Origin of the sequence: Microbacterium sp. 18062 (genome assembly GCF_902706225.1) — a bacterium.
Lineage (GTDB): Bacteria > Actinomycetota > Actinomycetes > Actinomycetales > Microbacteriaceae > Microbacterium.
This window is the reverse complement of the sequence record NZ_CACSKB010000008.1, coordinates 25,523-51,262: the sequence shown is the minus strand read 5'-3', so window position 1 is coordinate 51,262 and position 25,740 is coordinate 25,523. Positions and strand designations below refer to the sequence as shown.

Genomic DNA, 25,740 nt, shown 5'->3' with positions numbered 1-25,740 from the left:
GGGTCCGCCCCCTTCGGGGTGTCGGATCCTGCGTTCGTCGTCCGTGCCGCCCCTCGCGACATACGCCGAGCGGGCGTTGCGAGCGAGGGGCGCCGGGGGCGAGCGGATGCCGCTGCGTCAGGCCCGTCCGTGAGCGGATGCTGCTTCGCCGGTGTGCCGCCGGCCCCCGCCGGGGATCATCAGGGCGATGATCGCGCCGATCGCGCCGGCACCGAGCGCCAGAACGATGGTGAGTGTGAACGCCGGGTCGCTCGGGACGGACTGGCCCGCGATCGAGACCGCTCCGGTGGCGTAGACGGTCCCGATCGAGGCTGCGGCGAGTGTCGTGCCGATCGCGCGCATGAGCGCGTTGAGCCCGTTCGCGGCGCCCGTGTCGGTGATGGGGACCGCGCGCATGATCAGGGTCGGCATGGCGGCGTAGGAGGTGCCCGCCGCAAGACCGACGAGGATGCTCGAGACGGTCAGGAGCAGGGCGCTGCCTCCCGCGCAGAGCGCGAGCACATAGGCTGCCACGCTGATCACGCCGCCGAGGCAGAGCATCATCCGCGGACCTGCCCAGAGCAGGAGGCGTCCCGCGATCGGCGAGGCGACCACGAGTGCGACCGATCCGGCCAGGAGCACGAGCCCGGTCGCCTCCAGCGAAAGCCCGGCTCCCATCCCCCGGCCGGCGGGAGCCGCGAGCAGCTGGGGGAAGATGATGTTGCCGGCGAAGACGGCGAACGACAGCGCCGTCGAGGTGAGGTTGGTGAGCAGCACGGTCGGGCGGAAGGCCACGCGGAGGTCGGCGATCGGGTTGCTGACCCGCAGCTCCCAGGCGACCCACACCCCGAGCACGATGCTGCCGCCCGCCAGCGCGCCGAGCGTCGGCCACGAGACCCAGCCCCACGCCTGTCCCTGGGTGATTCCCAGCAGGAGGGCGGTCAGCGCTCCCGCCAGGAGTACTCCCCCCAGCACGTCGAGCGCGCCCCGCGCACGAACGGGGCTTTCAGGAACGAGCCAGAGGATGAGCAGAATGCTCGTCAGCGACATCGCCCCCGAGATCCAGAACAGCGCATGCCAGTCGAGATGCATCGTCACGAACCCTGCGAGCGGGAGCCCCAGCGCGCCGCCCAGGCCGATCGTCGCGGACATGAATCCGATGGAGGGCCCGAGCGAGCGGGCCGGGAGGCGGTCGCGCATGATCGCGATGCCCAGAGGGATGGCCCCCATCGCGACGCCCTGGAGCCCTCGGCCGACGATGAGCTGCCCGACCGTGGCCGCGAGCGCCGCGGTGACGGCGCCGACCAGCTGCAGCGCGAGCAGCGACAGCAGCACGCGGCGGCGTCCGTACATGTCGCCGAGCTTGCCGGCGATCGGGGTCGCGATCGCGTTGGTCAGCAGAGTGATGGTGACAGCCCAGGCCGTCGCGTCGCGAGGTGCGTCGAGGAGCTCGGGGAGCACCGACTGGATCGGGAGCAGGATCGTGGCGACGAGAGCGGCGCTGAGGCCGGCGGAGAGGAGGGCGGCGACCATCCCGCCCGGATGACGGGCTGTCCCGCCGCCGCGGGAAGCGAGTCGCCGCCCGTGCGCCCCACGAGGTGCCCGCTTTTCGATCATCGATGGTGTGCTCACTGCTATAGCCTATAATCTATAGGTGACCGATTCGACGACAGCTCGCGCTGGCACCGGTCGGCCATCGCCTGATCGTCAGGCGTAGGGCTGCAGTGCGTCCGCTGCGGCCGGCAGGATCACGCGGAACGTGTCGTCCAGGTGCTGCTGCACGAGCCGGCTCGCCCCGTCGGAGTCGTGCCGCTCGAGCGCGTCGATGATGACTTCGTGCTCGCGCGTGCGGCAGGACGGTACCGCACCTGCGCGGGCGAGCAGAACGCGATAGCGGCCGATGCGATCCCACGTCGAGTCGAGGATCTGGATGATGGTGCGGTTGAGCGACGCGGCGTAGATCGCGCGGTGGAGAGCGCCGCTGCGATCATCGCTCACGGGATCGGACACCCCTTCGGGCGCGGCGAGCAGATCGCGGAGACGGCTGACGTCGGCGGCGGTGAGCTTGGTGGCCGCTATGCTCGCGGCGAGGGTCTCCAGGCCCAGCCGGACGGTGTGCAGCTCCTGGAACTCCTCGAGAGAGACCGACGCGATCCGTGCGTCGCTGTGGGCGGGCAGTATGACCAGCTGCTCGGCTGCGAGGCGGCGCAGCGATTCGCGAACCGGTGTGGTCGATGACCCGAGCCACGCGGCGAGGGACTCCTGCTCGATCACCGAACCCGGCGCAAGCTCGCACGACAGGATGCGCTCGCGGATCTCCGCGTATGCCGCGTCCGCCTTGGTGAGACTCCGGCGTGAGGCGTGCCCCGGAAGGAGAGGGCGGGACTCCACAGCTGACACGCTATAGATCATAGACGTGCGTCACGGCGTGATGTCCACGGTCACGGACTTCAGCTGGGTGTATGCTTCTACGCCCTCCCCGCCGTATTCCTTGCCCCAGCCGGACTGCTTCGTACCGCCGAAGGGCATGTCCTCATCCATCCCGAACGCGGTGTTGATGCGCACCTCGCCGGCCCGGAGGCGCCGGGCGAGGCGGTGCGCGCGAGTGATGTCACGCGTCCAGATGCTCGAGGAGAGTCCGTAGTCGCTGTCGTTCGCTCGGAGCGCGATGGTCTCGACCGACTCGCGCGCCGAGAAGGTCTGCACGGTGAGGACTGGGCCGAACACCTCTTCGCGCGCGATGCGGGCCATCGGGTTCTCGACCCGCACGACCGTGGGCTCCACGAAGAATCCCGGTCGTTCGATCGGACTCCCGCCGACGACGACCTCCGCGCCGTCCTCAGGCGCGGAGTAGACGTAGGAGAGCACCCGGGTGCGCTGCGCGTCGGAGATCACCGGTCCGATCTGTACTCCCGGCTCCTGTCCGCCGCCGATGCGGAGGTCCCGTGCGATGTCGGCGATCCCGGAGATGACCTCGTCCGCGACGGACTCGTCGACGAAGAGGCGTGATCCGGCGCCGCAGATCTGGCCGGTGTTGGCGAAGACGCCCATCGCCGCGCTCGGGATGGCGCGGCCGAGGTCGGCGTCGGAGAAGACGACGACCGGCGACTTGCCGCCGAGTTCGAGGGTGATCCGCTTGAGCGTGCCGGCGACGGTGGCGAGCAGGTGCTTGCCGACCGCGGTCGATCCGGTGAAGGTGATCTTGTCGACCAGGGAATGCTCCGCGAGGGTCTGGCCCGCGATGGATCCGAGACCTGGGACGATGCTCACGACCCCGGGGGGAATGCCCGCCTCGAGGATGAGCTCTCCCAGGCGCTCTGCGCTCAGCGGGGTGAGCTCCGCGGGTTTCAGCACGGCCGTGCATCCGGCGGCGAGCGCGGGCGCGAGCTTGGTCGCGGCCATCAGCAGCGGACTGTTCCAAGGGACGATGAGACCTGCCACACCGATGGGCTCGCGCAGGGTCATGGCGAGCCACTCGCCGGGAAGCGAGACGTTCTTGGTCTGACCCGACAGCTTCGTCGCCCATCCGGCGTAGTAGCGGAAGGCCTCTGCGGCCGCCGGCAGCTCGATGTCGCGCGCGATGTGCAGCGGCTTACCCGTGTCGAGGCTCTCTAGGGCGCCCAGCTTCTCGGCGTCGGCATCGATCAGCTCCGCGACGCGCCAGAGCAGCCGGGCTCTCTCCTTCGGACGCATCCGCGCCCACGGTCCGTCGTCGAAGGCGATCCGTGCCGCCCGCACTGCGCGGTCGACATCGTGCGCATCCGCCGTCGCGAGGGTCGCGATGGCGGCGCCGGTCGAGGGGTCGACGACGGGGATCCGCTCGCCGGTGCCCTCGACCCACTCATCCTCGATGAGCAGCCGGACGACTCTCTCGGCGGATGCGGCGCGGTCAGACATGCGAGCCGCGGGTGTCGGAGCCGCGGCCGAGCCAGTCGGCGATGAAGTTGATCGCCAGCAGGGTGACGCACATCACGACCGCGGGGATCATGACGATCCATGGCGCGTTGCGCAGCTGCGCGCGTCCCTCGTTCATCATGCCGCCCCAGCTCGCCTGCGGCGGGGGGACGCCGAGGCCGAGGAAGCTCAGCGCGCCCTCCGCGGCGATCGCGATCGCGACGAGGGTGATGCCGAACGACAGCACGGTGATGGCGATGTTGGGCAGGATGTCGCGGGTGACGATCCGCGCCTCGCTCGTGCCCATGGCCTTGGCCGCCTGCACGAAGTCGCGCTGGGCGTAGGTGCGCGCGGCGGACCGCGCGACCCGCGCCACCATCGGCAACGAGACGACGCCGAGGGCGACGATCAGGGTGACCAGGCTCGGGCCGAGGAAGGTCGTGATCGCGATCATCGCGATGAGGGCGGGGAAGGCGAGGAGGATGTCGATGAGCCAACCCAGTGCGCGGTCGGTGCCGCCGCCGAAGTAGCCCGCGAGGGTGCCGATGAGTGTGCCCAGCACGAGCGCGATGAGGACCGAGCCCACGCCGACGGCGAGGCTGACCCCCGCCCCCGAGATGACACGGGAGAGGATGTCGCGCCCGAGCTGATCGGTCCCCAGGGGATGGACCCAGTCCGTGAGCGGGGTGAGGCGGACGGCAGCATAGTCCGGAGTCGCCGGGCCGGGGAGAGGAAGCACCGGCTGGAGGACGACGAGGACCACCAGCATGGTCATCCAGATCATCGAGAAGATGACGAGCCCTGGGATGCGCCGATCGCGGATCCCCCGGGTGTCGACGGGGATCGAGGTGGTCAGGGAGGCGGGGGAGTCGGTCATGCGGTCGCTCGCACTCGGGGGTCGATGGCCAGGTGGAAGAGGTCGGCCGCGAAGTTGGCCAGCACGTAGGCGACGGCGAAGACGAGCACGACGCTCTGGACGACGATGTAGTCGCGGCTGTCGATCGCGCTGAGCAGCAGGGTGCCGATCCCGCGGATGCCGCAGATCACCTCCACGACGACGGTCGCGCCGAAGAGGACGCCGAAGTTGAGGCCGACGACCGTCACGAGCGGGGGCAGGGAGGGCTTGAGGCCGAACTGCCAGAGCAGACGCCGGCGGGAGTAGCCCAGGGACTTGCCCACGAGCATGTACTCCATCTGCAGGGTCTCGATGGTCGAGCCGCGCAGCACCCGGATGTACATCGCGATGAGCAGGGCGCTGATCGCGGACACGGGGATCATGAGCGAGACCGTGCTCGCCCAGAGCCCTTCGCTCAGCGGAACGTAGCCGAGGGCCGGGAGCCATCCGAGGGTCACGGCGAAGACGAGGATGCCGAAGATCGACAGGACGTAGTTGGGGATGGCCTGTAGGGCGAACGTCACCGCCGCGATGATGCGGTCGGTGGCACGATCGCGCCGGGGGGCGACGTAGAGAGCGATCGGGAGCGCGATCGCGAGGCTCATGACCTGCGCCATGATCACCATGTGCAGCGTCACGGGCAGCCGCTCGCCGATGGCCGTCGCGACATCCTGGTTCGTGCGGAACGAGGTCCCGAAGTCGCCTTGGACGATCCCGCCGATCCATCGTCCGTACTGCTCCCAGAGCGGCAGGTTCAGCCCTAGGCTCTCGCGCACCCGCTCGAGCATCTCGCGGTCGACGTTGCCGGTCGTGGCCGCGATCGCGAGCGCCGGGTCGCCCGGGATGAGCCGGATCAGCAGGAACGTCAGCACGCTTACGCCGAAGAGCACCACGACCAGGTGCACGACTCTGAATGCGAGGTCCTTCATCGTTCTCCTGCGTCGTTGTCATCGTTGACGGACTGCCGATCCTCGACGCCGTGCGCCTGCGAGGAAGTCCCGGCTGGGCCAGTCTAGGAAAGTCGCGAAGGCCGGATGAGAGTGAAACCGGCGGCACTCATATGGCCCCGCCTATAGCTCGCGAGGCCGCCCGTCGTCGGTGCCGACCTGCGTGGCGTCCCCGTGCTCGACGATGCGCTCGCGGCACACGCGTCGATCCGACCACCGGAGGGTAGTCGGATCGACGCGTCGCGAGGCCGTCAGGACGACTGCTCCGCAGCCATCCAGACCTTGCGGAGGTCGAACATCTCCGACGAGGTCGCGTTCGGGTCGCCGTCGGGGAAGCCGGCCACATCCGGGCCGAGCACGCGCCCGAGACCGGTGGAGACGATCGGGACGACGGGCATCCACTCCGAGAGGACCGCGAGCATCTCCGGGATCACCGCCTGACGGTCTGCGTCCGTCGGAGCCGCGACCGCCTGTGCGATGAGCGCGTCGAAGTCGGGGTTGGTGCCCGAGCCGAAGTTGCGGAAGTTCGCTCCGAACGCCTGGCTGAAGATCTGCGTCGTCTCGGCGGGGAAGGCGCGGTCCATGAGCATCGCGTCGAACGTGCCGGCGACGATGTTCGAGATCTGGGTCGCGGGCTCCATGACGGTCGGCTGGAGGTCGATGCCGACCTCGCCGAGCTGCTGTTGGAGGAGCGCACCCAGGTCCGAGGACTCCTGGATCTGGTTGACCATCAGCTCGAGCGAGATCTCGGTGACCCCCGTGTCGGCCTTGTACTCCTCGATCAGCGCCACGGCCTGCTCGGGGTCGTATTGGGGGACGAGCCCGGCCTCATAGAACGGCTGCGAGGGGACGAGGTAGCTGTCCATCGGCGAGTGCAGACCCTCGAAGAGGACGTCGTTGATCGCGTCCCGGTCTATCGCGTAGCTGAGCGCCTGGCGCACGCGGATGTCGGAGAGGTGCTCGTTCTCGATGTTGGGCTGGAAGAGGTATCCGCTGTAGCGCGGCTCCTCGAGGCCGAGTGCACCCTGGTCGCGCGCGGATTGGAGCGCGGGGATCGACGCGACCGAGCTCGCATCCAGGTCACCGGAGAGCACGCCGGAGATCCGCGACTGCTCGTCGAGGACCGGGGTGAGGGTGGCCGCGTCGAGGTACGGGAGCTCCTCGTCCCAGTAGGTGTCGTTGCGCGAGAGGACGATGTCGCCGTCGGGGGTGAAGGAGTCGACGACGAACGGTCCCGCTCCGACCGGAGTGAAAGCGAAGTCGGCGCCGAGCTCCTCGACGGCCTTGGGCGAGGCGATCATCGACATCGACCCCTGCGCGAGCAGAAGCGGGAACTGCGAGTTCTCGGCCGCGAGGGTGAACTCGACGGTCTGCGCGTCGAGCGCCGTGACGGATGCGATCGAGCGCGCGTCGGCGGCCTCGAGAGAGGCGGAGTCCTCGGCCGCGACCCGCTCGATCTGGGCGATGACCGCGTCGGCGTCGAAGGGCTCGCCGTCGGAGAAGACGACGCCGTCGCGGAGCGAGAGCGTCCAGACGAGGTTGTCATCGGTCGTGATCCCCTCAGCGATGCCGGGGCCCACGGAACCGTCCGGCTCGACGCGCATGAGGTTGTCGTAGACGGCCGTCAGCGCGAACTCGGTCGACCCGCCCATCGCGGCCGCGGAGTCGAGGGTCGGCACCGAGAACGACAACCCGTAGGTGAACGAGCCGCCGCGGACGGGGTCGCCGATGGCGAGCTGCTCGCCGCCGAACGGGCCGATCGTGATGTCATCGCCCGGCGAGCCGTTCCCATCGTCGGTGCTACCGCCGGTGCAGGCGGTGAGAGCGAGCACGGCGACGGTTATCGACGCCACGATCGCGGTACGGGTCTTGGTGAACACGTGTGCTGCCTCCTTGCAGTCGTGCCCGGCGAGTCCCGTGCACGATCGTGCCGCTGTCTGGGTCTCTCGAGAGGTCGGCACCGATGCAGAAGGCACCGGCCACGCCGGATCGCGCTCAGTTTAGGTAGCACCGCCGCCGGCGAATTAGTCGGACCTGCGCGCTATTCATGGGTTTCCGTGATGAGTCGCTCGTGGGCCCGCGCGTCTGTGGTCCCGCGCCGTCCGGCACGGCGCCAGAGGTCAGGCCGGCGCATTCATCGATCTCATGCATAGATGCGCGCGGGCTTCGTATTGGTGCCCTCCGCCCCTCCTCCTACTGTGGGAGCACGGCCCGTACGACGAACGTGCGATGCCGCAGAACGAGGGAGTTCGGATGTCTCTGGAAGGCAAGGTCGCCGTCGTCACAGGCGGTGCGCGCGGGATCGGACGCGCTCTGGCAGAGGGCCTTGCCGCTGCCGGCGCAGACATCGCCTCGCTCGATCTCACCGATTCCGCCGAGCTCGTTGCATCCGTCACCGCGATGGGGCGCCGCGCGGTCGGCGTCCCCACCGACGTCTCATCGCCCGAGTCCGTCGCCGCGGCTGCCGTCGCGGTCGAGGCCGAGCTCGGCCCCGCGCACATCCTCGTCAACAACGCGGGACTTCACCCGCATCAGACGTCGTTCGCCGACACGAGCTGGGAGCTGTGGTCGAAGACGATGCGCGTCAATCTCGACGCGATGTTCCTCACGAGCAAGGCGTTCTACACGCAGATGAACGCCAACGGCTGGGGACGGATCATCAACATGTCGTCCTCGGTCGTGAACGTCGCCCCCCTGGGCGGCGTCCACTACATCGCATCGAAGGCGGGCGTGCTGGGCCTGACACGGGCGCTCGCGCGGGAGCTCGGGCCGCACATCACCGCCAATGCCCTCGCGCCGAGCCTCGTGGACACGCCCGGACTCTCCGAGACGGGGATCTCGCAGGAGGTCTACGACGCGGTCGTCGGTGCGCAGGTGCTGCAGGAGCTCACGACGGCGAAGGACCTCGCGGGCCTGGTCGTCTTCCTCTGCTCGCACGAGGCGCGCTTCTTCACCGGTCAGCACCTGCACATCGACGGCGGGATGGTGTTCGGTGACTGAGGAGTCGCGGGCCGGCGGACCCGTGCTCGAGGTCGCCGACCTGGCCATCGAGTTCAACGTCGGAGGCGGATGGAAGCGGACCCTCCATGACGTCGGCTATACCGTCTCGCCGGGGGAGGTGCTCGCGATCGTCGGAGAGTCCGGCTCGGGGAAGACCGTCTCCTCGCTCGCGATCCTGGGGCTGCTGGGCCGCAACGCGCGCGTGACCGGCTCGGTCAAGCTCAACGGACGCGAGATCCTCAACGCGCCCGACACGCGGCTGCGCTCGATGCGTGCCCGCGAGGTCTCGATGATCTTCCAGGAGCCGATGACGGCGTTGAATCCGGTGTTCAGGGTCGGCCAGCAGCTCACCGAGGTGCTTCGCGTGCGTGGCGGCCACACTCGGTCGTCCGCGCGGATCCGCGCGATGGAGCTCCTCGACCTCGTCGAGCTGCCCGATCCGAAGCGCGCCTTCGACGCATATCCCCATCAGCTCTCGGGCGGCCAGCGGCAGCGGGCGATGATCGCGCTCGCGATCTCGTGCGATCCGTCGCTCATCTTCGCCGACGAGCCGACGACGGCGCTCGACGTGACGATCCAACGCGAGATCCTCGAGCTGCTGCGTCGCCTCAGGGACAAGACGAACAGCGCGCTCGTCCTGATCACCCACGACCTGGGCGTCGTTGCCGACACCGCCGACCGCATCATCGTGATGCGCGGAGGCGAGATCGTCGAGGTGGGAACCGTCGCCGAGGTGTTCGCGAGCCCCGCGCACCCGTACACCCGTCAGCTGCTGGCCGCCGTGCCGACGCTCGGCTCGGGCGGGGGCGACCACGACGGGACCTCGGAGCGACCGGCCCCCGTCATCGCCATCGAGGACGCGGTGGTCGAGTACCGCACGCGGCGGCGCGGGCGCTTCGCGGCGGTCGAGCGCGTCAGCTTCGACATCGGCGAGGGCGAGATCGTCGGCGTCGTCGGCGAGTCGGGCTCGGGGAAGACGACGCTCGCGAAGGCGATCGTCGGGCTCCAGGCCTTCAGCGGCGGGTCGGTGACCTTCGCCGGCGGCGATCTCGTCGGCGCGCGCGGACGGAGGCTCCGCGAGGCGCGCCGGCGGATCGGCTTCGTGTTCCAGGATCCGGGATCCTCGCTGAATCCGCGCCGGAAGGTCGGGGACTCCGTCGGCGAGCCCATGCGCGTCGCGGGCGGATTCTCCAGCGCCAGCATCCGCGCACGCGTCGCCGAGGTGCTCGAGGCGGTCCAGCTCCCCTCGGACGCCGCTGATCGCTATCCGCACGAGCTCTCGGGCGGCCAGCGGCAGCGCGTGGGCATCGCGCGCGCGATCATCATGCGACCGAGCCTGCTGATCGCCGACGAACCGACCTCCGCACTGGATGTCTCGGTGCAGCAGCGCGTGCTGGAGATCTTCCGGGGGCTTCAGCGCGAGATGGGGTTCGCATGCCTGTTCGTCAGTCACGACCTCGCCGTCGTCGACTCGCTCTCGAGCCGGATCGTCGTCATGAATCACGGCCATCTGGTGGAAGAGGGAACTCCCGACCAGGTGATCCGCGCGCCCAAGGAGGAGTACACGCGCAGGCTCGTCGATGCGATCCCGCTTCCGGACCCGCAGATCCAGCGAGAGCGACGGGAACGACGCGAGGCGCAGCGGGTGCTCGAAGAAACCGGCTGAACCCGAACTCGACCCACCCAGATCAGACTCACCCAGATCATAGGATATAAGCTGTAGCAACCGCGGTTCTGCAGCGACGCAGAGAGAGACGATGATGACTTTCACCGACGGACGATGGGACGCCGGCCCCGACACCGGCGACTTCGATCGCATTCACACGATGATTCCCGTGAGCGAGCTGTCGAGCCTGATCGCAGAGCGCGACGTCGATCTGATCGTCGTCGGCGCCGGTGGTGCCGGCGCCGCAGCCGCGATCGAGGCCTCCGACCGGGGGGCGTCCGTGCTCGTCCTCGAGCGGGCCGACTTTCCCGGCGGCAGCACGCACGTCTCCGGCGGCACTGTCCGGCTCATCGATGACCCCGAGGGTGCGGTCGAGCACTATCTCGCCTTGTCTCAGGGGACCACCGACAAGGAGAGCATCCAGGCGTTCGTCGACGGGCTCGCCCTCGTGCCGGACTGGATCCGCGAACACGGCGGTGTCCTCACCGACGATGTGTACGCCGTCGCCCGCGAGGGCAGTGACATCGCGCGACGCCGGGTCTTCCCGGCGGCCCGGCTCGGCTCGGCCTTCCCCGGCTTCCCCCACTCGGCCTCGATGGGGCCGCGGATGCACCTCGTCCCACGCCGGCCCGACCGCATCTGGGGCGCCGCCATGTGGGACTTCCTCCGTGCGGCCCTCGCCGAGACGGGCGCGCCGGTGGTCACCGGTGCGCGGGTGACCTCGCTCGTCCAGAGCTCTGCCGGCCGCGCGGTGACCGGCGTCGTCGTCGAGACGCCCGACGGACCCGTCGAGGTCACGGCTCGGGCCGGTGTGATCCTCGCCACGGGAGGCTTCGCGTGGGACCCGGTCATGCAGCGCCAGTACTTCGGCGTCGATCTGCCCGCGATGTCGCCGCCCGACCGCAATACGGGAGACGGCGTGCGGATGGCGCAGAGCGCCGGCGCCGATCTCTGGCACATGACCGCGACCTCCACGACGATCGGGTACAAGTTCCCCGAACTCGATGCCGCCCTCGCGTGCGAGGTGCCCGTCAACGGATTCATCATGGTCGATCAGAACGGACGCCGATACTCCCGGGAGACGCTGCTGGAGACCCACAGCTTCACGCACCCGATGCTCTATCAGGACCCGCTGAGCGGGAAGTTCGAACGCACGCCGTCGTACATCGTGCTCGACGAGACGACCCGACTCGCGGGCCCCCTTTCCTCGGTGGGCCTGGGGCACAACCGGCGCTATCCCTGGAGCGAGGACAACTCCGCCGAGATCGAGCGAGGTTGGATCGTGAAGGCCGACACCATCGCCGAGCTGGCCGAGCTCCTGGGACTGCCCGCCGAGCAGCTCACGACCACGGTCGAACGGTACAACGCCGCGAGCATCCAGGGCGAGACCGACGAGTTCGGCCGTCCGGCATCCGAGACGCTTCCCCTGGAGACCGCCCCCTTCTACGGCGTACCCGTGTATCCGGCGCTGCTGAACACGCAGGGCGGCCCTCGGCGCAATGCGCGGTCCGAGGTGCTCGACCCGAACGGTCGCCCGATCCCCGGTCTGTACTCCGCGGGCGAGCTCGGCTCCATCTGGAGCCGGCTCTACCCGGGCGGCGGGAACGTGTCCGAGGCGCTGGTGAGCGGCCGGATCGCGGCGGCTTCGGCCCTCGCGCGGGCTGGCGCCGACGCCGCGGAATGAAGACATCGAGAGCGAGTAGAGGAGCATCGTGGGAAAGCTGAATGGAAAGGTCGCCCTCGTCACCGGTGGTGGCGGCGGAATCGGAAGTGCGATCGCGCGCCTGTTCGCGGCGGAGGGGACGTCGGTCGTCGTCGCCGATCTCCCCGCGCGGGAGCCCGATACGCCGTCGGCGGCCGAGAAGGTCGTCGCACAGATCCGGGAGGCCGGCGGCGACGCCGTCGCCACCCACGAGGTGATCGGCGAGTGGGCTTCGGGTCAGAAGCTGATCGATCGCGCCGTCGAGGCGTTCGGCCGGATCGACGCCGTCGTCACCGCGGCCGGCAACCTCGCCGTCTCGTCGCTCGTGGACATCACAGAGGACGAGTGGGACTCGATCAACGACGTCCACATGAAGGGCCAGGTCAGCGTCCTGCAGGCTGCGGCGCGTCAGATGATCGCCCAGGGCGAGGGAGGCAGCATCCTCACCTTCTCGTCGCGGGCCGCCTTCTTCGCTCCTGCGCCGGCGTATGCGGCCGCGAAGGCGGGTGTGCTGGGGCTCACCAGCGCCGCGGCGATCGAGCTCGGCGCACACGGGATCAATGTCAACGCGATCTTCCCGAGCGCCCAGACGGGCCTGTTCCCCGGAGATGCCTCGTCGCGTCCGATCGCAGGCGGTACCCCGTTCGTTCCCGACATCGACCCGGCGGGCATCGCGCCCATCGTGGTCTTCCTCGCCAGCCCCGACGGCGCGCCCATCACGGGCCGTTGGGTGTATGCGGCGGGCAACGACATCGCGTTCTACGACCTTCCGCTCACCCTGGCGAACCGGCCGACGCTCCTCCGCGGGAGCGAGCGCTGGTCGATCGAGTCGCTCGACGAGGTCATTCCGTCGCTGCTCGGGCTTTCTGTCCGATGAGCGCCGTGGCAGGTGGGCGCACGGCGCTCCACGGTTCCGACATCCCGACCCGATACGTCGTCGATCCCGCGGCACTGCTGGAGCCGAGGACCATGCTGATCGACGGCGAGTGGGTTCGCGGCACCGGCGACTCCGTCATCGAGGTCCGCAACCCCGCGACGCAGGAGGTGCTCGCAGAAGTGCCGCGAGGCACAGCAGCGGACGTCGACGCCGCCGTGGCGGCGGCCGATCGCGCCTATACCGCCTGGCGCGACACCCACCCGAGCGTTCGGGGAGCACTCGTCAGCCGCTGGGCGGATCTGTGCGAGGAGCATGCCGAGGAGCTCGAGATCCTCGAGAACCTGGAGAACGGGCGTCCGCGATTCCTGCCGAGCCCGATCGCGCCGAGCATCCGCTTCATCGCGGGTGTCGCCGACAAGCTCGGCGGTCTCTCGCTACCGACCGCGAACCTCGACCAGCTGGCGCTGACCGTGCGTGACCCCTTCGGTCCCGTCGGCATCATCGTGCCCTGGAACGGGCCGGGGTGGGCGACGCCCAAGCGCGTCGTGGGTCCACTCGTCGCCGGCAACACCGTCGTCATCAAGCCCGCCGCCGAGGCGCCGCTGACTGTGCTGCTGCTGGCCAAGCTCGCCATGGAGGCGGGGATCCCCGCGGGGGTCGTGAACGTCGTGACGGGAACGGGCCGAGAGATCGGAGAGAGCCTCGTCGCGCACCCGGGCATCAAGCGCGTGAGCTTCACGGGATCCACGAGCACCGGCACCCGGATCATGGAGCTCGCCGCGGGACACCAGATCCCCGTCATCCTCGAGCTCGGCGGCAAGTCGCCGCAGATCGTGCTGGAGGACGCCGACCTCGACCTCGCGATCCCGCACCTCGTGCGCGGCATCGTGTCGAACTCCGGGCAGGCCTGCGCCGCTGGATCCCGTGTGATCGTGCACAGGTCGCTCGAGGCCCAGGTGATCAAGGGTCTGAAGTCGGGCTTCGAGAAGGTGACCGTCGGTCCCTGGTACGAGGACCCCCAGATGGGGCCGCTGATGAATCAGGTCCAGCTGAGGCGGGTGCTCGACTACGTCGAGATCGGCAAGGAGGAGGGGGCGACGCTCGCCTTCGGCGGCGAGCCGCTCACCGGCGGCGCGTACGACGGGGGTGCCTACGTGCAGCCCACACTGTTCACCGACGTCCGGCCCGGCATGCGGATCGAGCAGGAGGAGATCTTCGGCCCCGTGCTGACGGTCATGGCCTTTGACACCGAGGACGAGGCGCTCGAGATCGCGAACGACACCGACTACGGGCTCGTCTCGACGGTCTGGACGCGCGACGTCGGTCGCGCCGTGCATTTCTCACGACGCATCGAGGCGGGGCTCGTCTCGATCAACACCTCGCTCGGATTCGGCGCCGTCGGCGTGCCCTCGGGCGGGTTCAAGCACAGCGGGTTCGGACGCATCTCCGCGGCCGACTCGCCCTTGGAGTGGACGCAGACCAAAGCGATCGTCTTCGGCAACACCTACTCCTGAACCGAACGCAGACAGAACGAAGGACGGCACGCATGAGCGTTGGACAACTAGAGGACTACTCGGTCAAGACGGCACCGGAGGGCGCCACCCCGCAGACGCTTCGCCAGAAGGCGATCGAGCTGCGCCCGCTGCTTCGTGAGCAGCAGGCTGAGACCGAGCGGCGCGGCTATTACTCGACGGAGATCCGCGACGCGCTCAACGACGCCGGCTTCTTCGCGGTCATCCAGCCGCGCACCTTCGGCGGCATGGAGTCGTCCATCGCCGACTACTACCAGGTGATCGTCGAGATCGCTCGCGGCTGCCCGTCGACCGCATGGTGCTACGCGCTGGGTGTGGGCAAGACTCTCATGGTCTCGTCGTTCTACCCCGAGGAGGTGCAGCGCGACATCCACGAGAGAGTGGGCGTGGTGCACGGCGCCTACGGGCCGGGCAAGTCGACCGCGCGCCCCGTCGAGGGCGGCTACATCATCAACGGAACCTTCAACTACTGCTCGGGCGTTCCGTACTCCAACCACCTTCTCGGGACCGCACCGGTCACGGAGGGCGACTCGGCCGACCGGGTGTCGACCTGGTCGGCCGACAAGAAGTCGAACCTGGTCGAGTTCATTCTTCCCCGGGGCAGCTACGAGGTCCTCGACGACTGGGGCGACGGTCGGACACTCGGCATGAACGGCAGCGGCTCGTTCTCGGTGCGCGTCGAGGACGCTTTCGTCCCCGCCGCGTTCACGATGCCCGACGTGGGTCACCTCCGCGACCCGCTGCGCGACGCTGAGAACGGCACCGTCGGCACGCGGCTGCACGGCAACCCGATGTACCTCGGCTACCTCGAGTTCTTCCTCACCGGCGAGATCACGGCGGTGCAGGTCGGCACCGCGCGCGCCATGCTCGACGAGGTCGAGGGGATGATGCGCACCAAGATGGGCCCGCGCGGACTGTACGGCAACAATCCGGCGACGCAGGGCGACTTCGCCGAGGCGACCAAGCTCGTCGACGGGGCGGAGGCGATCCTGATCCACGGTGCGGAGATGGGGGCGGCGCTCCAGGAGGAGTGGGCGCGCACGCACCGTCTGCCCGAGCAGGAGGAGCTCTGGCGCATCGCCAACATGTTCCAGCTCGCGAACACGATGGCTTGGGATGCGGGGTTGCTTGCGTTCCGCCAGATGGGGACCTCGCCGCTGAAGCAGGGCGAGCGGATCCAGCGCTACTTCCGCGACCTCGCGCAGGAGCGCGCGCAGGCGACCGCGACCGGTCGGGCATTCCGCGACTCCGGACTGCGTGCGCAGTTCGGGCTCGGGATGGACATGAAGTTTCCCGAGGCGGCCGACAGCGGGCGGGTCCTGGGAGCCACGCGCGCCTGAATCCTCCCGCACTGACGTAACAAACGAAGGAGTCTGTTACATGCTCACCAGGTCGCACATCCCCGCCTCGCGCGTGGGACACGTCTCGATCATCCGCATCGAGGAGGCCGATCCCGTACCGACACCCGGGTTCCCCGCGGGAACGACGCTGGATACGTACCGCCGGTACAGCGATTCGATCGACCCGCGGTGGTACGACAGCGACGGCGCGCCGCTGCTCGGGATGTCGGGGTTCGTGCTCTCCACCGGCGGAGTCAACGTGCTCGTCGACACGTGCAACGGCGATTGGCCCGTGGCGGGCCTCCCGCCGCAGCCGGAGGCGAGTCCCTTCGTGGGGCGCCTGCGTGCGGCCGGGCTCGCCCCCGAGGACATCCACGTCGTGGTCAACACCCACCTGCACCTCGACCACGTCGGATGCAACACTCACGAGGCCGCCGACGGATCGGTCGTCGCGACCTTCCCGAACGCCGAGTACCTTTTCGTCGACACCGAGTGGGAGTGGGCGCAGCAGTCCGCCGCAGCGGGGAACCCGTCGTGCGGCCGCGTGGACCGCGCCGTCGCGCCTCTGCTGGAGGCAGGACGTGGACGGCTCGTGAGCATGGACCACCGCGTCACCGACGAGATCGCGCTGCTGCCCACGCCTGGGCACACACCGGGCCACGTGAGCGTCGAGGTGACCACCGACGCGGGCTCGGCGGTGATCACCGGTGACATGATGCATCATCCGATCCAGCTGTTCGAGCCGGGGCTCTGCTCGCTGTTCGAAGAGGACTCGGATGAGGCGGCGCGCACCCGGATCGCCCTTCTCGAGCGCTGGCGCCGCAGAGACGTGCTGCTGCTCGGGACCCACTTCCCCGGGTCCGGGATCGGCCTGCTCGAGCAGGATGCGCGCGGCTTCCGTTACGCCGAAACGGCGCTGTGACCGCACGGACGCTGCTGGTGACGGGCGGGAGCGGCCGACTCGCCAGAGGCATCATCGAGCACCTGCTCGACAGGGGCGAGGACCGGATCGTCACGACGACGCGTTCTCCGGAGCAGGCGGCGGACCTGGCGGCGCGGGGCGTGGAGGTGCGCGCGCTGGACTTCGACGAGGACGAGACGACGATCGCGCGTGCCCTCGAGGGCGCCGATCGGATGCTCCTGGTAAGCACTCACGCCGTCGGGCGCCGGCCGGAGCAGCACGGGAAGGTGGTCCGTGCCGCAGCCGCGGCGGGGGTGGGGCATCTGCTCTACACGTCGGCCACCTCTCCCGCCCCGACGCCGTTGAGCCCGATCGTCTCCGATCACTTCTGGACGGAGCTCGCGATCTTCGGCGGTGGCATGCCGTGGACGATCCTGCGCCACAACATGTACGCGGAGCACCTGCTGCTCTTCCTGCCGGCGGCGTTGGAGGCGTGCGAGCTGCGCACGTCTCTCGGCGATGCCGCCCGTGCCTACGTCACGCGGGCGGACTGCGCCGCAGCCGACGCCGCGGCGCTCGCGAGCAGGTGGACCGATCACCGGATCTACGACATCGGCGGGCCCGAGGCGCTGTCGATCGATGACGTGCTCTCGATCGCCGAGGAGCTGACGGGCCGCGCGGTCGCGCACGTGCGCACCACCGACGAGAAGGCGCTTGCCGCCTACATCGCATCTGGTCTTCCCGCGGGCTTCCCCGAGTCGGCGCTGGGCTTCGACGTCTGGGCCCGCGGAGGCCACCATGCCATCGTGACCTCCGCGGTACGCGATCTGACGGGCCAGGAGCCCGAGGCGGCGCGTTCCTATCTGACTCGCAAGCTCGACGTGCTCAGGACGGGCCGCGCGACGGTCGCCGAGTGAAGCCGCGCCGGCCGGGATCGCTCGTCAGAGGAGATCGCGCCGGCTGACCTCGGCGATCGCGCTCCAGTCGGCATCCTTCAACTGCGGATCGGCGAGTGCGCGCTCGAACACCCTCACGAGTGCCGGCATCGTCGCGGGGGAGACGCCGGTGGTCGCCGCGATCTGCTCGGCGAGAAGCAGATCCTTGCGACCGAGGGCGATGTGGAAGCCCGGGGGATCGTACGCCTGGTCTGCGATGATCCGCCCGTAGCCTGTGTAGACGACGCCGCTGAAGAGCGTGGAGCTCAGCAGGTCCACGAACGTGGACGGGTCGACACCGAGCCGCTCGGTCATCGCGACCGACTCGCCGATGGCCTGCATCGCGTGGATGATGTTGTAGTTGACCGACGCCTTCACGGCGTACGATACAGCGGGATCCGACCCCATCCGCCACACGCGAGCGCTGAGCACCGACAGCAACGGCTCCACGGCGTCGATGTCGGCGGAGTCCCCCGCAGCGAGGATGTTGAGCTTGCCCGCGGCGGCGACATCCGGCCGACCGAGCACCGGGGCGCCGACGAACGCCACGCCGCGATCCGCGAAGGCGGTGGTGAGCTCTGCGCCGAGGGCAGGGCTGATGGACGCCATCACGACGTGGGTGCATCCCCTCGCCGCGGCCACGGCGTCGGGGTCGAGGACTGCCCGGACGGCGTCGTCGTTGGCGAGCATCGAGAACGAGACCGGTGCGCCGAGCGGCCCCTCGGGCGTGCGCGCGGCTCGAGCGCCGGCCGCCACCAGCTCATCCACCGCCGCTGGCGAGCGGTTCCAGACGACGACGTCGTGGCCGGCATCGACGAGACGGCGCGCCATCGCCCGTCCCATCGACCCGAGCCCGAGGAAGCCGAGGGTCGTCACGATTCGCTGCGCCCTGCCGCCGTGTTGCGGTGCGACTGCGAGTCGCGCTCGAGGCTGAGCGGACCACCCACCGCGATGTATCGTGAGCCGGCGACAAGCAGCTCCTCTGCGGGGAACTTGGTGATCACCTCGCAGCCGTCGGCCGTCACGACGAGCTCCTCCTCGATGCGCGCGGCGCCCCAGCCGTCGGCGGAGGGCCAATAGGTCTCGAGTGCGAAGACATTGCCCTCCTGCAGGACTTCGGGGTGCTCCAGGGAGGTGAGGCGCGAGAAGATCGGCTTCTCCCAGATCGAGAGTCCGACACCGTGTCCGTACTGCAGCGCGAATGCTGCCTCCTCGTCGGGGAAGCCGAACTCCTGGGCCGTCGGCCAGACCGAGACGATGTCCGCCGTTGTCGCGCCAGGCTTCACGAGAGCGATCGCCTGATCCATGTACTCGCGGCACCGCGTGTACGCATCGCGCTGCGCGGCCGACGCCGAGCCGACGGCGAAAGTGCGGTAGTAGCAGGTGCGATAGCCGTTCCAGCTGTGCAGGATGTCGAAGAACGCGGGGTCGCCGGGGCGGATGATCCGGTCGGAGAAGACATGCGGGTGCGGTGAGCACCGCTCGCCGGAGATCGCGTTGACGCCCTCGACGTACTCGGATCCGAGGTCGTAGAGGGTCTTGGCGACCAGCCCGACCGCCTCGTTCTCGCGGACGCCGGGGCGCAGGAATCGATAGAGCTCCTCGTACGCGGCATCGACCATGGTCGCCGCCTGTGTGAGGAGACGGATCTCATCCGGCGTTTTGACCCGACGTGCCTCCATGAACACCTGCTGGCCGTCGACGACCGAGATGCCCTCCTTCTGGAGCGCGAACAGGATCGGAAGCTCGATCACATCGACTCCCAGCGGCTGGTCCGCGACGCCGAACTTCTGCAGTTCCCGCTTGATCTTCTTGGCCACGCCCTCGGCGATCTCGGCGTCCGGCGGGAAGGCGCCGCGGAGCGTCGAGATGCCTGCGCGGGCGCCCGACTCCAGACGGGGGCGCTTCGCACCCTCGTGCGGCGCGTTCGGGTCGGCATCCATCTCGGCGGTCGTGAGGTCGAGCCACGGGTTGTACAGTGCGTGGTGCTTGGCCGCCGAGCCGAAGTCCCACACGATCGGATCGGTGTTGCGAGTGATGAGCGCGAACCGGATCAGCTTGTCCATGGCCCACGTGCCGATGTGGGTCGCGCTCATGTAGCGGATGTTGGAGAAGTCGAAGGCGAGGACCGCACCGAGGTCCGAGCGTTCGAGCTCCGCCTTGAGACGGGCGAGTCGTGCATCGCGCAGCCGATCGAAGTCGACGCGTTCCTCCCAGTCGACGCCGTTGGTGCCGGTCGTGCCGGTGCTCTTCATCGAGTTCTTCTTCCGTCGTGTCCAGAATCACGCGTCATGCGTAAAGTGAAGCTTAACAGTCGGTCTGCGTGCGATGCCAAGGAACGTGCCACAATGTCGTGCACGCGACCGTCGCGGCCAGCGGAGAGGAGAGTGCGATGCCGGATGATCTGGGTACGCGCCTGCGGCAGGCGAGGGTGACGCGCGGGTTGAGTCTGCGCAGCGTCGCGCAGGAGCTCGGCGTCTCGGCGAGCCTCATCTCGCAGGTCGAGATCGGCAAGACGCAGCCGTCGGTGTCGACGCTGTTCGCGCTGGCGACTCATCTCGGTGTGTCCCTCGACGAGATGCTCGGCATCGAGAACGCGCACTCCCCTCGCGCGCCGATCTTCGGTCACGCCGGTCCCGCTCTCCCCGATGTACAGGCCGCGGCCGACAACCCGGTCATCGAGATGGAGAACGGGGTGCGCTGGGAGAGGCTCGCCGCGGGCGCCGGGGGACCCGCTGATGCGCTTCTGGTGACCTATGAGCCCGGGGCGAGCAGCTCGGTCGAGGGCAAGATGATGCGCCACGCGGGATTCGAGTACGCGTACATCATCGAGGGCGAGCTGACGCTTCACCTGGAGTTCGACACGCACCTGCTCCGCTCCGGTGACTCGGTGCAGTTCGACTCCGTCCGCCCCCACATGTTCGCCAACCCGGGGGAGGTGCCCGCGAAGGGCGTGTGGTTCGTCGTGGGCCGCCGCCAGCCGCTCGCCCCCGGCAAGGCGATGCCGGTGCATTCGACAGAGCCCGAACGCACCGGTCCTCCCCTTTCGGCCGTCGACGTCCTCCGGGCGCTCGAGAGCCTCTGACCCGCGGTCGGAGAGGTCATCGGACGCGTCCGTGTATCGCGGGCCGCGGGGCCGACGCCCACGGGTCGACGATCGACTTGGTCTGGGTCGCGCGTCCCTCCAGCAACGGGGCGAGCGCGCCATCGGCGACCTCGCTCAGGGGGAGGACCGTCCCCGCGACGTCGGACCAGTCGGCACGAGCGGCCAGGAGACGGACGGCCTCGGGGACGTCCTGTGCGAACACGTGCGCCACGGTTCCGATGATCGCGATCTCATTCAGCGAGATCGCTCCGAGGCTCAGCGTCGACGGCTCTCGCTGGATGCCGACAGGCACGATCGTCGAGCCGCGGCCGGCTGCATCGATGATCGACGCGAGACCGGCGGCCGAGCCGCTGGTCTCGAAGAAGACGGCCGGCTCCCAGCCGATCTCCGCCAGGTGAGCGGCCAGCTCCGCCTCTCCGGAGAGGACCCCGCGCGCCGCGCCCAGCCCTCGAGCGAGGTCGATCTTGTCCTGGTGGCGCGCGACGGCGAGAACCTCCGCGCCGAGGGCGGCGGCGACATGCGTGATGAACGCGCCGATGCCCCCCACGCCGAGGACGACCGCCTTGTCTCCCGCGCGCAGACCGCTTCGCCGGACCGCGTGGACGGCGATCGCCATCGGCTGGGCGAGGGCCAGGGTGTCCCAGGCCAGTCCCACGTGCGAGGCGTCGTAGACGGTGGAGGCGGGCACGACGACGTGCCCGGCCAGGGCTCCGTCGCGGTGGAATCCGATCGTGTGGTAGCTCTCGCACAGGTTCGTTCGCCGTGCGCGGCACGGGCGGCACGTGCCGCACGCGATGCCGGCACCGCTGACGACGACGCCTCCGACCGGCAGGTCACGCACGGCGTCGCCCACGGCCTCGACGGTGCCCGCGAACTCGTGCCCGAGCGTCACGGGCGGATCTGCGAGCACGCGACCGCGGCCTGCCTCGATCGCGTCGCTTCCGCAGACGCCGCACGCCGCGACCCGGATGAGCACTTCGTGCGGTCCGGGAGGAGGCACGAGGCGCGTCTCGATGCGGAGGTCGCCGACGCCATGGAGAACGGCGGCGGTCGTCTCGATCACGTCAGCGAGCCCGTCTCGATGGGCAGTTGCGTCGCCGTGCGCTCGCCGAGCATCCGCTCGATACGGCTCTTGAAGACGGCGATGTGTGCGGGGTGGTCGAGGTACGCGTCGAGCGCGGCCGCATCGTCGACGATCGCGACGACGCCGTAGTCGGCACCGCCGGGACGCAGACGGAGGTTCGGCGCCGCGACGTAGGAGCGCAGATGGGGGATCCTCGTCGCCATCTCGCCGAGCGCGTCGGTGAGGGCCGCGACGTCGTCGTCGGTGACTCCTTCCCGCCAGCGGAAGGAGACGGTGTGAAGGATCATGGCGGGTGTACTCCTCATCGAGCGTTGTACAGTCTGACTGTGCATTCCTGTTGTGCGAAGGGGAAACTGGGAGAAATTCAGCTCCAAGTGAAGGTTTCGTACACCCTTACTGTAGTGTGACCCTGCACAAAAGAGCCAGCGTCGGAGGTGTCGGATGAGTGGACCGCGGATCGCCGTACTGGGATCGGGGGCGAACGGATCATCGATCGGCGCCGACCTCATCGCGGCGGGACACGACGTCGTCCTCGTCGAGCAGTGGCCGGCGCACGTCGAGGCGATGCGCGCCGGTGGTCTGCGGGTCCTCTCCCCCGACGGGGACCTCCACGTCCGGCCGCGCGTGCTCCACCTCTGCGAGGTCGCCGAGCTCCGGCACGGTTTCGATGTCGTCCTCGTGCTCATGAAGGCGTACGACACGCGGTGGGCGGCGCATCTGCTGGAGCCGCTGCTGGCACCGCAGGGGCTCATGGTCGGCGTCCAGAACGGGATGACGGCGGAGACCGTCGCATCGGTCGTCGGCCCGGCACGCACGGTCGGCTGCGTCATCGAGTGCTCCGCCACGATGGAGGAGCCGGGTATCGTCCATCGGCACACCCCGCCCGCCCGCTCCTGGTTCGCGTTGGGGGCGCTCCCCGGCGGGCCGACCGGCCGCGTCGAGGAGGTCTCGCGACTGCTCGAGCACTCCGGAACGGTCGCCCGATCCGACGACATCCTCTCAGCGAAGTGGATGAAGCTCGTCAGCAATGCGACGCTGCTCGTGACCTCGGCGGCCCTGGGGCTCTCCATGCTCGATGCGCTCCACACGCCGGGGTTCCGCGACGTCATGATCGCGGCAGGCGATGAGGCGCTCGCGGTGGGCGGCGCGGAGGGGTATTCGGTGCTTCCGATCTTCGGTCTCTCCGACGAGGAGATCTCCGACCGTCGAACCGTGGTGGCGACGATGACGGACAAACTGTTCGCCGGATTCGTCGTCCCGGGCGCGACGACCACGGTCCTCCAGGACTGGCGGAAGGGCCGCCGTTCGGAGGCCGTGGACCTCAACGGCGCCGTCGTCGAGCGGGGGCGCATCCACTCGATCCCGACACCGGTCAACGACGCCGCCCTGGCACTGGCCCTGGCGATCGAACGGGGAGAGCTCGAGCCGGATGTCTCTCTCCTCCGGCGACTGACCGCCGCATCGCCGCGACGCTGACGACCCCGCTGCACCCGCACGATCCCTGCTGACGGCGCGGGCGTCATGCCGCGCATGCGTGCGCACGTGAACGGTTCCCGACTCCGAGGGGTCGGGAACCGTTCACGTGGGATCGCCTACTTGCGGTAGGTCTCGCGGGCGTATGCGCTGAAGGGCACAGGGGCGACGGTCGCACGGATCTGCACCTGCTGATGCGGCTCGACGTCGTTGCGGGGCGTTGCCAGGCTGTCGCCCCAGGTGATGACGACCTTCGTGCCGGGCTCCGCGTGCGCGGCGTCCACCAGGCCGAGCGACGCGAGGCGCCGGTCGTGTGCAAGGTAGGTCGTATGCGTCAGGAAGCCGACGGTCTGGTCCTCCACCGAGATGCGGTCGAAGAGGTACTTGACGTACTTCGCGCTCGCGAACTCGAGATACTGGGGCGGCAGCCCGCTCTCGGGCGCGAGGAGGTCGTGGACGAGCTTCGCCACGTCGTCCTCGTTCCAGATCAGCGTGACCTTCTGGCGCGAGGGCTTCTCCGACAGCCGCGTCAGAGCCTCCCTGCCGACGAAATCGTGATCGGACGCGATGAAGCGCCCGTAGCCCACGTCGAACGGCGTGACGTAGTAGTCCTCGATGTCGGGTGCATCGAAGCTGCCGCCGAGCGATCCTGCGGCGCTCGCGGGCAGCCACTCCCGGAACTCCCTGGTCGACTCCCCGCTGTAGAGCGCGGGGAGGGGGCTGGCGAGCCAGCCGGATTCGATGTTGTTCGTGAAGTAGGCCGTCGAGCCGACGACCTTCAGCCCGTACTTCTCGCCGGCGGCGAGGAAGGCCTCGCGCACGGCGGGACCGTCCTCCCACGGGCCGAAGAACTCGAAGCCCGCCTGCCCCGCCATGCCGTGGCGGATGCCGCGCGTGCGCTTTCCGGCGATCGTGAAGTCGGCGAGGTGGAAGAACTTCGTCTCCGGGGCAGGGCCCCCGGACACCTCTTCGATGAGCGCGGTCGCCTTGGGGCCCTGGATCTGGTAGCGGTAGTAGCGCGGCGGCTGGTCCTGGCGCTGCGCGGAGGTCTCGAACTCGTAGGTGACGTCGTAGTCGCCCTTCTCGAGGTTGTACTCGACCCAGCTGATGATCGACCGTGGCTCGCCCACGAGGTTGAGGCTGTTCTCGCCCAGGTAGACGAGGATGCCGTCCCCCAGGAGCTGGCCGTCGGGGTTGGTCGCGATGAACTGCTTCGCCATGCCGGGGCGGAAGTTGTCGAAGCGGTTGATCGCGAGGTCGGCGAAGACCTTGACCGCATCGGGGCCGTCGACGAACAGGTTCGCCATGTGGAACGACTGGTCCAGCAGCGCGACGTCTTCGCGCCACGCCTTCTGCTCGGACCGCCAGTTCGAGTACTGCGCGGCGAGGCCGGGGTACGTGGTCGAGTACCGGGGCAACTCGCGCAGAGCCTGAACGGGGCTCTGGTATTCGGCGAGGAAAGCGGCAAGGCTCTTTTGGGTCATCGCTGGGTGCTCCTTTCGCGGCAGCGGCACCATCGGGGCCCGTTCGCGACGTCGCGGACAGGTGTGATGTGAGATGCAGCACTCAGGCTAGGAGCGCGCTGTATGCCCAGGGAAAGACGAAGCACCGCGCCATCTATGGCTGTCTTCTTATGGGTCGGTCGCCGGCCCGCCATAGGACCCTTCGCCGGGAGGACCCGGCGGGGCGCCCTCACACGCGGTCGCGGCCCAGTCCCTCGAAGAGCTCCGGATGGCGGGCCAGGCGTCGTCGGGTCCGGCGGATGTGCCCGGCGAGCACGCGCTCCGCCTCGTCGACATCGTCATCGCGGAGCGCCGCGATGAGGAGGTGATGTTCCTCGTGCGCGATGCGCCGGGCCTCCTCGCCGATCGAGAGCGTGTACGCACGCCGGTAGGGCTGAGTGCTGTCCCACAGCTTCTCGACGAGGTCGCCGAGCTGGAGTGTGCGGGTCCCTCGATATGATCCGAGATGGAACCGTCGGTCGAGATCCAGGAAGACGTCGACGTCGTCCGTGCGCGACATCGCTCGGGCGAGCTCATCCAGTTCGTCCAGTGCGCTCTCATCGAGCATGGGGGCGGCGTAGGAGAGCAGGAGGGGCTCGAGCCGCTCCCGCATCCGATAGATCTCCTCGCACTCGGCGAGCGTCAGGGTTGACACCCACGCGCCCGTGTTCGCCACGAGGCGCACGAGTCCCTCGTTCTCGAGGATCCGCAGGGCCTCCCGCACAGGCACGCGGCTGGCTCCGAAACGGTCGGCGACCTCGACCTGACGGATCCGTGTGCCCGGTGCGTAGTCGCCGCGACGGATCGCCTCGCGAAGCCCCTCGGCCACGCGCGGGCCGGCATCGCCCACCCGGGTCCGGATCTCGCTCATCCGTCCATCATCGCCCGTCGCGCAACGATTGATGCT

At 69.2% G+C, this 25,740-nt stretch carries 22 protein-coding genes; 10 read left to right on the top strand and 12 right to left on the bottom strand.

Annotated elements, in window-relative coordinates; translation table 11 throughout:
* Positions 1-117: 117 nt before the first annotated feature.
* The 6 genes from GVL03_RS04800 to GVL03_RS04775 all read right to left on the bottom strand — a co-directional run bounded on the left by GVL03_RS04800 (position 118) and on the right by GVL03_RS04775 (position 7,595).
* Entirely contained in the window at positions 118-1,512 is a 1,395-nt protein-coding gene (locus GVL03_RS04800) for an MFS transporter (protein ID WP_200847066.1), read from the bottom strand.
* 174 nt (positions 1,513-1,686) lie between these two features.
* Complete coding sequence (locus tag GVL03_RS04795; protein WP_159499855.1) at positions 1,687-2,379, bottom strand: GntR family transcriptional regulator; 693 nt, start codon at positions 2,377-2,379, stop codon at positions 1,687-1,689.
* A 21-nt stretch (positions 2,380-2,400) separates the two neighbouring features.
* Positions 2,401-3,876: an aldehyde dehydrogenase gene (locus GVL03_RS04790; RefSeq protein ID WP_159499854.1), complete on the bottom strand. Its 1,476-nt coding sequence runs from the start codon at positions 3,874-3,876 to the stop codon at positions 2,401-2,403.
* Positions 3,869-4,750, bottom strand: coding sequence for an ABC transporter permease (locus GVL03_RS04785; RefSeq protein ID WP_159499853.1), 882 nt, complete (start codon positions 4,748-4,750; stop codon positions 3,869-3,871). Before GVL03_RS04785 ends, GVL03_RS04790 begins: the two co-directional genes overlap by 8 nt.
* Positions 4,747-5,697: an ABC transporter permease gene (locus GVL03_RS04780; RefSeq protein WP_159499852.1), complete on the bottom strand. Its 951-nt coding sequence runs from the start codon at positions 5,695-5,697 to the stop codon at positions 4,747-4,749. The genes GVL03_RS04785 and GVL03_RS04780 overlap by 4 nt, the downstream gene beginning before the upstream one ends.
* A gap of 269 nt (positions 5,698-5,966) precedes the next feature.
* Positions 5,967-7,595 (bottom strand): ABC transporter substrate-binding protein, encoded by a 1,629-nt coding sequence (locus tag GVL03_RS04775; RefSeq protein WP_159499851.1) that lies wholly within the window; start codon positions 7,593-7,595, stop codon positions 5,967-5,969.
* A 373-nt stretch (positions 7,596-7,968) separates the two neighbouring features.
* Here GVL03_RS04775 and GVL03_RS04770 point away from each other — a divergent pair, with 373 nt between their 5' ends.
* The 8 genes from GVL03_RS04770 to GVL03_RS04735 all read left to right on the top strand — a co-directional run bounded on the left by GVL03_RS04770 (position 7,969) and on the right by GVL03_RS04735 (position 17,650).
* Positions 7,969-8,715, top strand: coding sequence for an SDR family NAD(P)-dependent oxidoreductase (locus GVL03_RS04770; RefSeq protein WP_159499850.1), 747 nt, complete (start codon positions 7,969-7,971; stop codon positions 8,713-8,715).
* Complete coding sequence (locus tag GVL03_RS04765) at positions 8,708-10,381, top strand: ABC transporter ATP-binding protein (RefSeq protein ID WP_159499849.1); 1,674 nt, start codon at positions 8,708-8,710, stop codon at positions 10,379-10,381. The genes GVL03_RS04770 and GVL03_RS04765 overlap by 8 nt, the downstream gene beginning before the upstream one ends.
* A gap of 91 nt (positions 10,382-10,472) precedes the next feature.
* Positions 10,473-12,065 carry an FAD-dependent oxidoreductase gene (locus tag GVL03_RS04760; protein ID WP_159499848.1) on the top strand — a complete coding sequence of 531 codons (1,593 nt, stop codon included), beginning with the start codon at positions 10,473-10,475 and terminating at the stop codon, positions 12,063-12,065.
* Between the two features lie 28 nt (positions 12,066-12,093).
* Complete coding sequence (locus GVL03_RS04755; RefSeq protein ID WP_159499847.1) at positions 12,094-12,960, top strand: SDR family NAD(P)-dependent oxidoreductase; 867 nt, start codon at positions 12,094-12,096, stop codon at positions 12,958-12,960.
* A gap of 5 nt (positions 12,961-12,965) precedes the next feature.
* Positions 12,966-14,474 (top strand): aldehyde dehydrogenase, encoded by a 1,509-nt coding sequence (locus GVL03_RS04750; protein ID WP_200847065.1) that lies wholly within the window; start codon positions 12,966-12,968, stop codon positions 14,472-14,474.
* 32 nt (positions 14,475-14,506) lie between these two features.
* Positions 14,507-15,832: an acyl-CoA dehydrogenase family protein gene (locus tag GVL03_RS04745; protein ID WP_159499845.1), complete on the top strand. Its 1,326-nt coding sequence runs from the start codon at positions 14,507-14,509 to the stop codon at positions 15,830-15,832.
* Positions 15,833-15,872: 40 nt separating this feature from the next.
* Positions 15,873-16,754: an MBL fold metallo-hydrolase gene (locus GVL03_RS04740; protein WP_159499844.1), complete on the top strand. Its 882-nt coding sequence runs from the start codon at positions 15,873-15,875 to the stop codon at positions 16,752-16,754.
* Positions 16,751-17,650 carry an NAD(P)H-binding protein gene (locus GVL03_RS04735; protein WP_159499843.1) on the top strand — a complete coding sequence of 300 codons (900 nt, stop codon included), beginning with the start codon at positions 16,751-16,753 and terminating at the stop codon, positions 17,648-17,650. The genes GVL03_RS04740 and GVL03_RS04735 overlap by 4 nt, the downstream gene beginning before the upstream one ends.
* 24 nt (positions 17,651-17,674) lie before the next feature.
* Here GVL03_RS04735 and GVL03_RS04730 read toward each other — a convergent pair whose 3' ends face one another.
* Both GVL03_RS04730 and GVL03_RS04725 read right to left on the bottom strand, forming a co-directional pair.
* Positions 17,675-18,544 carry an NAD(P)-dependent oxidoreductase gene (locus GVL03_RS04730; protein ID WP_159499842.1) on the bottom strand — a complete coding sequence of 290 codons (870 nt, stop codon included), beginning with the start codon at positions 18,542-18,544 and terminating at the stop codon, positions 17,675-17,677.
* Positions 18,541-19,923: a Xaa-Pro peptidase family protein gene (locus GVL03_RS04725; RefSeq protein ID WP_159499841.1), complete on the bottom strand. Its 1,383-nt coding sequence runs from the start codon at positions 19,921-19,923 to the stop codon at positions 18,541-18,543. The genes GVL03_RS04730 and GVL03_RS04725 overlap by 4 nt, the downstream gene beginning before the upstream one ends.
* Before the next feature lie 137 nt (positions 19,924-20,060).
* Here GVL03_RS04725 and GVL03_RS04720 point away from each other — a divergent pair, with 137 nt between their 5' ends.
* Positions 20,061-20,753, top strand: coding sequence for a helix-turn-helix domain-containing protein (locus GVL03_RS04720; RefSeq protein ID WP_159499840.1), 693 nt, complete (start codon positions 20,061-20,063; stop codon positions 20,751-20,753).
* 16 nt (positions 20,754-20,769) lie between these two features.
* Here GVL03_RS04720 and GVL03_RS04715 read toward each other — a convergent pair whose 3' ends face one another.
* Together GVL03_RS04715 and GVL03_RS04710 are read right to left on the bottom strand one after the other, a co-directional pair.
* A complete protein-coding gene (locus GVL03_RS04715; protein WP_159499839.1) occupies positions 20,770-21,837 on the bottom strand; it encodes a zinc-binding dehydrogenase in 1,068 nt (355 codons plus the stop codon).
* Entirely contained in the window at positions 21,834-22,145 is a 312-nt protein-coding gene (locus tag GVL03_RS04710) for a Dabb family protein (protein ID WP_159499838.1), read from the bottom strand. Before GVL03_RS04710 ends, GVL03_RS04715 begins: the two co-directional genes overlap by 4 nt.
* Positions 22,146-22,299: 154 nt before the next feature.
* Between GVL03_RS04710 and GVL03_RS04705 the strand changes: the two genes are divergently transcribed.
* Positions 22,300-23,334, top strand: coding sequence for a ketopantoate reductase family protein (locus tag GVL03_RS04705; protein WP_159499837.1), 1,035 nt, complete (start codon positions 22,300-22,302; stop codon positions 23,332-23,334).
* Between the two features lie 116 nt (positions 23,335-23,450).
* On the opposite strand, the gene GVL03_RS04700 is transcribed toward GVL03_RS04705, so the two are convergent.
* Entirely contained in the window at positions 23,451-24,815 is a 1,365-nt protein-coding gene (locus GVL03_RS04700) for an aminomethyl transferase family protein (protein ID WP_159499836.1), read from the bottom strand.
* 208 nt (positions 24,816-25,023) lie between these two features.
* A complete protein-coding gene (locus GVL03_RS04695) occupies positions 25,024-25,704 on the bottom strand; it encodes a GntR family transcriptional regulator (protein ID WP_159499835.1) in 681 nt (226 codons plus the stop codon).
* Between the last annotated feature and the right edge of the window lie 36 nt (positions 25,705-25,740).